At 67.9% G+C, this 11,451-nt stretch carries 10 protein-coding genes and 1 pseudogene; 5 read left to right on the forward strand and 6 right to left on the reverse strand.

Annotation, left to right across the window (positions count from 1 at the left end):
• The 4 genes and pseudogenes from ACX5I6_RS12050 to ACX5I6_RS12065 all read left to right on the forward strand — a co-directional run bounded on the left by ACX5I6_RS12050 (position 1) and on the right by ACX5I6_RS12065 (position 4,312).
• Complete coding sequence (locus ACX5I6_RS12050; protein ID WP_461840621.1) at positions 1 to 1,029, forward strand: ABC transporter permease; 1,029 nt, start codon at positions 1 to 3, stop codon at positions 1,027 to 1,029.
• A pseudogene (locus tag ACX5I6_RS12055) lies at positions 1,026 to 2,739 on the forward strand (ABC transporter ATP-binding protein). The gene ACX5I6_RS12050 and the pseudogene ACX5I6_RS12055 overlap by 4 nt, the downstream one beginning before the upstream one ends.
• A gap of 110 nt (positions 2,740 to 2,849) precedes the next feature.
• Positions 2,850 to 3,248 carry a chorismate mutase gene (locus ACX5I6_RS12060; protein WP_018760238.1) on the forward strand — a complete coding sequence of 133 codons (399 nt, stop codon included), beginning with the start codon at positions 2,850 to 2,852 and terminating at the stop codon, positions 3,246 to 3,248.
• Between the two features lie 32 nt (positions 3,249 to 3,280).
• Entirely contained in the window at positions 3,281 to 4,312 is a 1,032-nt protein-coding gene (locus tag ACX5I6_RS12065; protein WP_461841705.1) for a uroporphyrinogen decarboxylase/cobalamine-independent methonine synthase family protein, read from the forward strand.
• Between the two features lie 3 nt (positions 4,313 to 4,315).
• Here ACX5I6_RS12065 and ACX5I6_RS12070 read toward each other — a convergent pair whose 3' ends face one another.
• Genes ACX5I6_RS12070 through ACX5I6_RS12095 form a run of 6 tightly spaced genes read right to left on the reverse strand, consistent with a single transcriptional unit; the run spans position 4,316 to position 10,306 of the window.
• Positions 4,316 to 5,029: a DUF4166 domain-containing protein gene (locus tag ACX5I6_RS12070; RefSeq protein ID WP_461840622.1), complete on the reverse strand. Its 714-nt coding sequence runs from the start codon at positions 5,027 to 5,029 to the stop codon at positions 4,316 to 4,318.
• 41 nt (positions 5,030 to 5,070) lie between these two features.
• On the reverse strand, positions 5,071 to 6,363 hold the full coding sequence (locus ACX5I6_RS12075; RefSeq protein WP_461840623.1) for a DUF58 domain-containing protein: 1,293 nt from the start codon (positions 6,361 to 6,363) through the stop codon (positions 5,071 to 5,073).
• Positions 6,363 to 7,376, reverse strand: coding sequence for an AAA family ATPase (locus ACX5I6_RS12080; protein WP_461840624.1), 1,014 nt, complete (start codon positions 7,374 to 7,376; stop codon positions 6,363 to 6,365). The genes ACX5I6_RS12075 and ACX5I6_RS12080 overlap by 1 nt, the downstream gene beginning before the upstream one ends.
• Positions 7,373 to 8,584 (reverse strand): DUF4350 domain-containing protein, encoded by a 1,212-nt coding sequence (locus tag ACX5I6_RS12085; RefSeq protein WP_461840625.1) that lies wholly within the window; start codon positions 8,582 to 8,584, stop codon positions 7,373 to 7,375. The genes ACX5I6_RS12080 and ACX5I6_RS12085 overlap by 4 nt, the downstream gene beginning before the upstream one ends.
• Positions 8,581 to 9,225, reverse strand: coding sequence for a DUF4129 domain-containing protein (locus tag ACX5I6_RS12090; RefSeq protein ID WP_461840626.1), 645 nt, complete (start codon positions 9,223 to 9,225; stop codon positions 8,581 to 8,583). Before ACX5I6_RS12090 ends, ACX5I6_RS12085 begins: the two co-directional genes overlap by 4 nt.
• On the reverse strand, positions 9,215 to 10,306 hold the full coding sequence (locus ACX5I6_RS12095; RefSeq protein ID WP_461840627.1) for a DUF7847 domain-containing protein: 1,092 nt from the start codon (positions 10,304 to 10,306) through the stop codon (positions 9,215 to 9,217). The genes ACX5I6_RS12090 and ACX5I6_RS12095 overlap by 11 nt, the downstream gene beginning before the upstream one ends.
• Before the next feature lie 459 nt (positions 10,307 to 10,765).
• On the opposite strand from ACX5I6_RS12095, the gene mtrA reads away from it, so the two are divergent.
• Positions 10,766 to 11,440 (forward strand): MtrAB system response regulator MtrA, encoded by a 675-nt coding sequence (gene mtrA, locus ACX5I6_RS12100; protein ID WP_018760230.1) that lies wholly within the window; start codon positions 10,766 to 10,768, stop codon positions 11,438 to 11,440.
• The last annotated feature ends 11 nt before the right edge of the window (positions 11,441 to 11,451 follow it).

An 11,451-nucleotide genomic window follows, 5' to 3' on the forward strand; every position in this document is an offset into this window, starting at 1 on the left:
ATGACTGCCGAAACCACCCTGGAACCCGTGGCCAACCCGCGGGCATCCTTCTTCCGGCGGCTGCCGGTTGTTTCCCACTTCAACAAGAGCGTCGGACTGCAACGCTTCATGCTCGTGGTGGGGCTCGTCCTCACCGGCATCTTCCTGCTCACAGCCTTGGCAGCGCCGCTGCTGGCGCCCTACGGCTTCGCGCAACTCTCGGATGCCGACGGCAACTTCCCCACCCAGCAAGCCCCCGGTGGCAAGCACCTCCTGGGCACCACCGTTGGCGGTTATGACGTCCTGTCGCGGGTGATCTGGGGCACCCAGACCGCCCTGCTGGTCATCATCGTCGCCGTCATCCTCTCCATCTTCGCCGGCGTCATCCTCGGCCTGGTGAGCGGCTACATCGGCGGCTGGCTGGACCGCATCCTGGTGGTTGTCGCCGATGCGATCTACGCCTTTCCGTCCTTGCTGGTCGCGATCGTCATGGCCATCGTCATCAGCGGGGGCCAGTCGAGCCTCCTGGGCGGAATCCTGGCTGCCGCCATCTCCATCACGGTCGTATTCATCCCGCAGTACTTCAGGGTGATCAGGGCCGAAACGATCAGGCTTAAGGCAGAGCCTTTCGTCGAATCGGCCAAGGTGGTTGGCGCCTCGAACATCCGGATCATGACCCGGCACATCTACCGCAACGCCACCCGCACCCTGCCGCTGATCTTCACCCTCAACGCCTCCGAATCAATCCTGACCCTCGCAGGGTTGGGCTTCCTGGGCTTTGGCATCGAACCCAGCTCAGCCGCGGAATGGGGCTTCGACCTGAACAAGGCGCTCGCCGACACCACGTCCGGAATCTGGTGGACGGGGCTGTTCCCCGGCCTGGCCATCGTCTGGACCGTGCTGGGGCTGACGCTCGTGGGCGAAAGCATCAACGACCTCAACGATCCGCGCCTGCGCGGGCGGAAGCGCATCAGCCGCAAAGCCCCTGCCGCGGACGCGCCTGCCGCATCAGCCGGACCCGGCACCGAAACAGAATTGAGCAACCCGTGAGCGAAAACCTTGGGTCCGTTTCGGACCACACGGAACAGGACCGTAAGACGGTGCTGGAGATCGACCACCTGCAGGTCACCTTCGCCACCGACGGCGGCGACGTCCATGCCGTCAAGGACGTGAACCTTGAAGTCAGGGCCGGAGAAGTGCTGGCCATCGTGGGCGAATCCGGCTCCGGCAAGACTGTCACCGCCAAGACCATCCTGGGGCTGCTGCCTGAAACAGCGATGAGTTCCGGCGCGGTGCTGATCAACGGCACCAATGTCATCAGCCTAAGTCCCGGCCGGCTCCGCCAGATCCGTGGACGCGACGTGGCCATGGTGTTCCAGGAGCCCTCCACCGCCCTCAACCCGGTATTCACGGTGGGATGGCAGATCGCCGAGGGGATCCGGGCCCATGCCGGGACAGACGGCAGCGGGCGCGTATCGGCGAAGGAAGCCAAGGAACGGGCCATCGAAGCACTGCGCAAGGTGGGTATCCCGGACCCCGAACACCGCGTCAACTACTACCCGCACCAATTCTCGGGCGGCCAAAAACAGCGTGTGGTGATCGCGGCAGCCCTGGCGCTGAACCCTGGCCTCATCGTCGCCGACGAACCCACCACGGCCCTGGATGTGACGGTACAGGCGGAAATCCTCGAACTCCTCCGGGACCTGAGGGACAAGTACGGCACCTCGATCGTCCTGATCACCCACAACATGGGAGTGGTGGCCGACCTCGCCGACCGGGTAGTGGTGATGTACCGGGGCGACATTGTCGAGGAAGCCACGTCGAAGACGTTGTTTGCCGAACCCCGCCAGGACTACACCCGCAAGCTCCTCGCTGCCGTGCCGCACCTGGGCCGCAACTCGGCGTCGGCCGGCCTCACCGAACGTCCGCACCAGGACGGGGAAGTGCTGGTGTCCGCCGACAACCTGGTGATCGAATATCCGGGACGGCTGGGAACACCTGCCTTCAAGGCAGTGGACGGTGTCAGCTTCACCTTGTCCAGGGGCGAGGTGTTCGGCCTCGTGGGGAATCGGGGTCCGGCAAGACGACGATCGGACGGGCCATCGCCGGGCTGAACCGGACCACCGGAGGCAGCCTGAAAGTCCTGGGCTACGAAATGCTGAACCTGCGCGAACGCACGTTCAAACCTTTCCGCAAGGACATCGGCTTCGTCTTCCAGGATCCGGCCGCCTCGTTCAACCCGCAGCTCACCATCGGTGATTGCATCGCGGAGCCCATGCTGATCCATACCCGGCCAAGCGAGGCGCAGGCGCGCAAGCGCGTCGGCGAGCTGCTGGAATCGGTGCAGCTGCCGGCGTCGTACGCGGGCAGGTACCCGCACGACTCTCCGGCGGCCAGCGGCAGCGGGCATCGCTCGCGCGGGCATTGAGCCTGAATCCGCGGCTGCTGATTGCGGATGAGCCGACGTCGGCCCTGGACGTTTCGGTCCAGGCGAAGGTCCTGGAATTGTTCAAGGACATCCAGGAGGAGTTTGGCTTCGGCTGCCTGTTCATCAGCCACGACCTTGCCGTGGTGGACATCCTGTCCTCCTGGGTGGGCGTGTTGTATAAGGGCAAACTGGTGGAGCAGGGGATCGGCAGCCAGGTCATGGGCAACCCGAGCCATGACTACACACGCCGCCTGATCGCCTCGCTGCCGGTGCCGGACCCTGCCGAACAGGCCAAACGCCGGGAGGAACACCGGGCACTCCTGGGCATCTGAGCCTGGCTGCGGCTCCGACAAGCAGGAGCGAGGGGCGCCGGTGCCGGCCGACAGCCGGCACCGGCGCTTCATACCCGCGTCGATTCCATCGGCTCCCATAGACTGGAACCATGACGCAGCACAACCCCGGCCCAGACGATTTTGATCCATCCGCCAGCTCCCTGGCAGGCCACGTGGATAATTCCGTGATGGCTGAACTGCTGTCCATCCGCTCCAGCATCGACAACATCGACGCCACATTGGTGTACCTGCTCGCCGAGCGTTTCAAAGCCACGCAAAAGGTGGGTTTCCTGAAGGCCGCACACCGCTTGCCCGCCGGCGACCCCGGGCGCGAGGCCGCCCAGATCGCACGGCTGCGGCGACTCGCCGAGGACGCCCACCTCGATCCCGCCTTCGCGGAAAAATTCCTCAACTTCATCATCGGCGAGGTTATCCGCCACCATGAGGCCATCGCCGAGGACCATCAGGCCTCAGCGGAAGCCAACCCCCACAGCTCAGCACTGGCGTGAGCCGGGAACAGCAGCAATCCGGACCCGGCGCGCTGCCGGACGTTGTCACTGCGCAGGAAGTGACGGCCACAGGCCTGGGCCCGTGGCCCGGTGACGATCCGCTCGAGGCCGCCCGGATCATCCGCGGTGAACTTGGCAGCCCGCACCTGCCGTTCCTCGCCGAACTGCCGGAACGTGGCGTCGGATCCGACGCCCTGGGCCGCACCGCATCGTTCCTGGAGGAGCTGGCCGTTGATGTCCAGCCTCACGGGTGGCGGCTTGTTGACCGTCCCGGCAAGGACATGCGGCGGGCAGCTTCGGCCCTGTCCACCGACCTGAACGTCCTCGCGGACGTCGCCGGCGCCGAGGACGTTTCGGCACGGGAACTAAAGGTCCAGCTGGTGGGGCCGCTCACCCTGGCTGCCGGCTTGTACCTGCACAACGGTGAACGCGCCTTGCTGGACCACGGCGCCCGCCGGGACCTCGCGGCCTCCCTGGCCGCCGGGGTGGGCGGCTACCTTGGCCGGGTTGCCGCAGCAGTACCGGGTACCCGCCTGGTGGTCCAGGTGGACGAGCCTGCCATCACGGCAGTGCTGGCAGGCACCATACCCACGGCCAGCGGCTACCGGACCCTCCGGGCGGTTGCCGCGTCCGAAGCGCGGGAGGCCTGGCGCCTGGTCCTGGACGCCCTCCGCGCAGCAGGAGCCACCGACGTGGTCGTGTCCCTGCCGGACATCGAAGCGCCGATCGAGCTGGCCCTCTCCGCGGGGGCCGACGGTGTTGCGTTGCCGTTGAAGGCACTGACCAACCGGCAATGGGAACAGCTCGCCGGAGCAGTCGAGGCAGGCAAGCATTTCTGGGCCGGTGCATTGGAAGTCTCCGGGGGCACGCTCCCGCAGGTGGCCGAGAGCGTGGAATCGCTGTGGCGTCCTTGGCGGCAGCTGGGCCTGCCCGCCCAGCTGCTCAGCGCGGTGCGGTTGACGCCCTCGGCGGGACTGGCGGGACTAACCCCGGCACAGGCCACGGCGGTCCTGGGCAGGCTGACCCAAGTGGCGGACGGGCTCAACCAGCGGGTGCTGGGATAAGACTCAAACCCTGTTCTCCCAGCGGTCCGGCTGGGCGTAACGGGGGAGGTAGCTCTGCGCGGAGCTACCCCCGGCGTAGGGGCGGAGCCGGTAGTCGAAGGCCCCCGCGTACACCAGGACCAAGCCAATCTGGGGCTGGATCACTTTCACCTGGATACGGTGCCGCCCGTGGGGGCCTTCGGAGGGGTCCCACCACTGTTCCGCGTAGGCTTTCGCGTCCAAAGCCTGGGGGAGGGGAACCCGGATCGGCCCGAGGAAGAGCCGCGAAGCCTCGGACACGCCGCGCAGCCGTCCTTCCTGGGTGACGCCCAGGTTCAGGTCCGTCACGAGGCGGCGGTACCGGCCGACGTAGTCCACCAGCTGCGTGCCGCCGCCGCGCGTGGTGGCGCTGGTGGTGTCCTGGAAGAGCCGGGTGCGCCCGGGGAACCGGATTTCCCGGCGTGCGGTGAGGCTTGATCGCCCAAACGGATCCTGGTGCGCATGGTTCTCGATCCGGAACGGGACGTTTTCACCGTACTCGGGGAAGAAAGCCTCTTCGCCGCTGGTGAGCCGCAGCAGAGGGCGCAGCCACCGCTGGCGGCAGCCCACGACGTCGAACGTTCCCTCACCCACGCCGTACTGCCCTGATCCCGGGGCCAGGGAGAAGTACTCCTGCAGCTCAGGCTGCAAACGTGAAAACTCTGCGCCCAAGGCCTGCTGGTAGATCGGAACGCTCATGGTGACCTCCTGTTGCCGGTGGCGGACAGCTGCCGCCGGTTTTACAATCTACCGGCAGCCTTGAGCCGGATGTACATGTCCGCGAGCCGGGGCGGCAACTCATGGGGTTCGGCGTCCACCACTTCCACACCATAGCGCCGCAACTCGGCGGTCAGGGCTGCCCGCTGCAGCAAGGCGCGTTCCGCGGCTGCCGCCCGGAAAACTCCGGTGGCATCGCTGCGATCGCGGAGCATCGTGCCCAGTTGCGGGTCGCGGACGGCGGCCACCACCACGACGTGCTGGCTGGCCAACCGCTCGGCGGCCGGGAGCAGGCCTTCTTCCGGTGCACCCCCGTCCAGCGACGTCAGCAGGACCACCAGGGAACGATGCGCGGAGAGGGCCCTGACCTGCGCCGGGACCGCCGGCCAGTCCATCTCGATCAGCTCCGCCTCCAGCGGGGCCATGGCCTGCACCAGCCTCCCCAGGATGTTTCCCTGCCCGGCGGACGCGGCACGGGCCCTGGTCCGCCGGTCAAACGCAACGAAGTCCACCCGGTCGCCGCCGCGCTCCGCCAATACGCCCAACAGGAGCGCAGCCTCCATCCCGGTGTCCAGGCGGGTTTCGTCGCCGATCCTTGCCGCGGAGGTCCGGGAAGTATCAAGGACCATCACCACGCGCCGGTCCCGCTCCGGGCGCCAGGTTCGGACCACCACCGCGGAACGGCGGGCGGTGGCGCGCCAGTCGATCGAGCGCACGTCATCGCCCCTGACGTAATCGCGCAGGGAGTCGAATTCTGTGCCGGCACCACGGATCTGCACGGCAGCCTTGCCGTCGAGTTCGCGCAGCTTCCTCAACTTTGAGGGCAAGTGCCGCCGGGAATGGAAGGGCGGCAGGACCCGCAGCGAGCCCGGGCACCCGATGGTGCGCTGGCGGGCGGCAAGGCGAAGCGGGCCGAAAGAACGGATGGTCACATGCTGCGTTGTCAGGTCCCCGCGCCGGACCGGTTGAAGCCGTACGGTGTAGCGGCGGCTTTCGCCCGCCGGCACGTCGATGTCCTGCACCGGGTTCCGGGCGCCGGCCGAAGGTTGCCAACCGTCCCTGGCCGTGCCCCGCAGCGCCCGGCTGCCGTCGTTGCGGACCGTGAACACCGCGTCCGTTTGGCCGTTCAGCGTCACAATTTCCGGCGCCGGGCGCACCACGCTGATCTTCCGCAGCGACCCGGCGAACACCAGTTCCGCGCACGCCAGGGCCGTCAGCACTGACACGGTGGCCAAGACGGTCAGCCAGCCGGGGAGGAGCAGCACCGGGACAACGCCAAGCAGCACCAGTGCAACGAAGCGACCCGAGATGGCCATCAGCGGGGAACGGGAACGGACGCCAGGATGCTGCCCAGGACATCGTCCACCCGTACGCCGTCCATCTGCGCCTCAGGTTGCAGGGCCACGCGGTGGCGCAGGCAGGGCAGCGCCAGCGCCTTGACGTCGTCAGGGGTGACGAAGGGGCGGCCGGAGAGCCAAGCCCAGGACCGGGAGGTGTTGAGCAGGGCGGTGGCACCGCGAGGGGATACACCGAGCTGGAATGAGGGGGCGCTCCGTGTGGCCCGAACCAGGTCCACGATGTAGCCGATGATTTCCGGTTCGACGGCCACCCTTGTTACTGCCTCACGCGCCCGTTCCAGGTCCGCCGCACCGGCTACTGCCTGCACTCCCGCGGCAGCAAGGTCGCGGGGATCAAACCCGGCGGCATGGCGCCGGATGACCTCTATTTCGTCCTGGCGCTGCGGCAGCGGCATGCTGAGCTTGAGCAGGAACCGGTCCAGCTGTGCCTCGGGAAGGGGGTAGGTCCCCTCGTACTCCACCGGATTCTGCGTGGCGGCCACCAGGAACGGTGAAGGCAGCCGCCGGGCCCGGCCGTCCACGGACACCTGCCGTTCCTCCATTGCCTCCAGAAGTGAGGCCTGCGTCTTCGGCGGGGTCCTGTTGATCTCGTCCGCGAGCAGGAGGTTTGTGAACACCGGTCCCTCCCGGAAGCTGAATTCGGAGGTATTCGCGTCATAGACCAGCGAGCCGGTGACGTCGCCCGGCATCAGGTCCGGGGTGAACTGCACCCGCTTGGTGTCAAGGCTCAAGGCCGAGGACAGCGCCCGGACCAGCAGGGTCTTGGCCACGCCGGGGACGCCTTCCAGCAGCACATGCCCCTGCGCAAGCAGGGCGATCAGGAGGCCCGTGACCGTTGCGTCCTGGCCCACCACCGCTTTTGCCACTTCGTGGCGGACAGCAAGGAGCGACCGCCTCGCAGCGTCGTCGTCCACTGGAGTGCCGCCGCCCACCGAATTAAGGACCTGCGGGCCGCTGCTGTGTTCGCTCATTGGGTCATGACCTCTTTCTCGAGTTTGTCCATGGCCTGCGACCAGGCCACCAGGCGGGCTTCAGTTGCGGGTCGTTCATTCACCAGCACGCGCACGGCAGCCGGATCCCTGCCCAGGAGCCGGGCCGCGGCGGCAATGATGTCCTCGGCCCCGGCGCCGGGGCAAAGCCGGACCTTCCCGGAAATGCGCGCCAGCATGCCGGCCCGCAGGTTGTCCCGGGCCTGGTCCAGGGCACGTGAGTCCTGGTAGAGCCTGGCGCGTCCTTCCGCGGCCTCAACCGCCTTGACCACCACGGGCAGGGGCTCGAAGACCAGTGGCCCGTGCCGGCGGCCGCGCCACACGATTGCCGCCACCGCCACCAGGAGCAGCCAAGGCCCCAGGAACCGTGCCCAACCCGGTGCCAGGTCATCGAGGGTCTTCCCGTGGCCGGTCACCGTGACGTCTTCCAGCGAGGGGAGGTACCAGACGAGGTCCGGCGACGCTCCGAGCAGCCTGGTTGCCAGTGCTGCGTTTCCCAGGTCGTCGAGCTTGTCGTTCCCCAGGACGGCAGTGCTTCCCAGCACTGACGTGCGCCGGTCGCCACTGATGGCGAGCATCCCGGTGGTTCCCGCCGCCCGGTAACAGGTGGTGCCGCCGTCGTACACGAATCCTCCCTGGCCGGTGACCTGGCCTGCGGCGTTGGCGTCCGCCTGGCTGCACCTCGGGTCCAGGACCGGAACGGCGTCCGGCACGACGCCGGCCTGGTGGACGCCGACGTCCAGGGCGGCGAGGGTGTCCAGCCTGGGGGAGACGACCACCACGCGGCCCGATGCCGCTGCCAGGGCCGCAAGCTGGGGCTTGCCAAGGATGCCGTTCCGGTCATAGAGCAGCAGCGTGGGCGAGGAACTGGACCGGAGGTCGGCCAGGGCTGCATCGAAGCGGTTCGGGGTGTGGACGTTTACGCCATGGCGGCCGAGGATCTGCGCGAGCGCCCTGGCGCCGTTGGGTCCGGCATTGTGGACCGACAGGGGAACGGTGTCGCCCTTGGGCGCCAATTGCGTTCCGATGACCAGAGCCAGCGCCGCGACGGCGAGTACAGCCGCGGCTGCCAGGCCACGGTGGTTTCGGATCCACGCGAAGGGCCCGCGGCTTTGCGGCGCCTGACCGGTGGCAGCCCCTGACCTTGGGGTGTTCCCGTGTCCGGTGTTCGCTGTTGGAAGCCCGGTCACGGCACCGGCACCGTGCCTGCAGAGCCGGCGGAGGCGGGCTTCATGGCCTCCAGCCTGGTATCGAGTCCCACCATGTCCCGGTACTGCCCGTTGCCTGAAGGCCTGTTTCCGTAGCGGATTCCGTCAAACGTGGCCGCCGCCCACCGCAAGGGCCCGGCTTCGGCAGCGAACTGGACCGACAGCGCTTGTGCCACTTCGTCTGCGGTCCTGCCGGGCTGGGGGTCCAGTATCGTCCGGTGTTCGGCGGTGCGGACCATGGCACGGAAGCGGTCGACGACGGCGTCCCCCCAGTTTCCTGCCGCGGCGGCGGCTTCCGCGCGGGCGCGGTAGTCCTCGGCCGCCAGGGAGTTTTCGAGCTCAAAGACGTCCTTGGGCTGACGGGTGCGGGCGTTCAGGCGGGGCCGCGCCAGAATGATGGCGGCCGCGATGATCGCGGCAATGACAATGGCGATGGCGACGCCGGGGACCGATGGCGCATCCCCGCGGGACCCGTCCAGGGATTGCAGCCAATCCAGGAAGTTCCGCCACAGGCTGTCAAGCCATGATGGGGCGGCCTCCCGGTATTCCGGTTTGGCCAGTTCCTCCGCCGCCCAGCGCCGTGCCTCTTCGGCGCCCGGAAGCACCGGAGGCTCAGCGGCCATGGGGCCAGGCTCCCGGCGCCGCGCCCTGCCCGGGGTACGACGTGTTGGCGCCGGGGCGGGGCTCCCGGCCCGGGATGCCGTCCGGGTCTGCCCCGGTCTCAGCCTGCCGCAGCAAGGTGATGTCAAGGCCGTCCTTGCGCATCCGCAGGTCCATGTAGAGCAGGGCCATGACGGAAGTCTGGAAGGCGAACCCCACGCCCCCGACCAAGGCGCCGACCACGGCGGTGACGATGCCCAGGACCACTGCCAGGGTGGCGTCTTGTCCGCTGCCGCCGTGCGGCGAGACGACGCCGGCCAGGACCGCGGGCAAGAGGCTCACCGGGATCAGGACCACCTGGCTGATCACGCCCACCAGGATGGATACCACCAACGTGATGCCCAGGATCCGCCACCAGTTGGCCCGGGTCAGCTCCCACGACCGCCGAAGCGCGGCGAGGGCGCCAAGTTCTTCAATAACGACGGCGGCCGGTGCCACCATGAGCTTGATGCCCACCCAGGCGAAGAGGGCCACGACGCCCAGGATCACGGGGAAGGCGAAGAGGGACGCGGCGCCCCGAACGTTGGTGAAGAAGAGCGCCAGGATGACGGCCAGCAGCACCATGGCCGCAATTCCCGCCGCGACCAGCAGCGCAGCCAATCCGATCAGGGCGCCGATCCGGGGCCGCGCCAGCGACATCATCCGGCGGAAGCCGGTGGGGCGGTTGAGGACCGACCGGGCCACGGGCACCACCATGGCGCCTTGGAGGACGGCGGAGAGGAACACGGACAGGATGGTCACCGCGGCGGCGCCTGCCATCAGTCCGATGGCCATGGACGCCATATCGCCCCGGGCAGCAGTGCGCGTCCACCCCTCGAGCGATACAGCCGAGGATGCACTCACGGCTGTGACTACCGCGGTGATGACGGCGGCCAGGGCCTGGGTCAGCAGGCCTGCGCCCACCATGGCCTTTGCGTTGCGGCGCATCGCTTGGAAAGAACCATCCAGGACCTCGCCGAACATCAGCGGCCGCAAGGGAATGATGCCGGGTTTGGGGGGAGCGACGTAGCGCGGCTGGCCGTAGGGCGGGGCGCCATAGGGCATGCCCGGGCAGGAGGACCCGTTATATGGCTGGCCACCATAGCCGGGCGGCCCAAACGGATGGCCGGCGTACGGTGGTTGGCCCGGGTAAGGGCTGCTGAGGTTCGGCGCACCCGGCTGTTGCCCTGCCGGCTGTTGCGGGCCCGCAGGTGGTTCCCACGGCTGCTGCCAACCCGGCGGTACAGGGCCGCTGCCGCTCCCGGCGCCCGATCCGCCGTCGTCTGCTCCGTTGCCCGGCCGCCCCTGCCGGGGCTCCCCGGGTTCCGACTCCTGTGGTGACACTGATTTCCTCCCCCAATACCACTGCGCCTGATGCCCGCGCGCTGCCCCGTGGAAAGGTGCCCGCCGGCAGCGCAGGGCATGACCCCAAGACTATAGTTCCGGCGTCGGACCGCCTAGTGTCCCGCCATGCCGGAAGCCGCTGAACAGGACAAAGCCATCCCGATAAGGGAATATATAACTATGAAGGCACGCATTCTGGTTGTAGATGATGACGAAGCGCTGGCCGAGATGATTGGAATTGTCCTCCGTAATGACGGCTTCGAGCCTGTCTTTTGCGCCGACGGCGCCCAGGCGCTGGACGTTTTCCGGTCTTCGCGGCCGGATCTGGTCCTGCTTGACCTCATGCTTCCCGGCATGGACGGTATCGAAGTCTGCCGCCAGGTCCGTGCCGAATCGGATGTCCCCATCGTCATGCTGACCGCCAAGTCTGATACCTCCGACGTCGTCCGGGGCCTCGAATCCGGCGCTGACGACTACGTGCCAAAACCCTTCAAGCCGGCCGAACTGGTGGCACGCGTGCGCGCCCGGCTCCGCCCAGGAGACCAAAAGGCGCCCGAGACGCTCCGGATCGCGGACATCACCATCGACGTCGCGGGCCATACGGTCAGCAGGGGCAGCGACCGGATCTCACTGACGCCGCTGGAATTCGACCTCCTGGTGGCACTGGCCCGCAAGCCGTGGCAGGTCTTCACCCGGGAACTCCTCCTGGAACAGGTTTGGGGCTACCGGCACGCCGCCGATACCCGCCTGGTCAACGTCCATGTCCAGCGGCTGCGCTCCAAGATCGAGCAGGACCCGGAAGCCCCGGAAGTTGTATTGACGGTGCGTGGTGTCGGCTACAAAGCAGGGGTCTGACCCCGCCGCGC

The organism is Arthrobacter sp. MMS24-T111, from assembly GCF_054888995.1.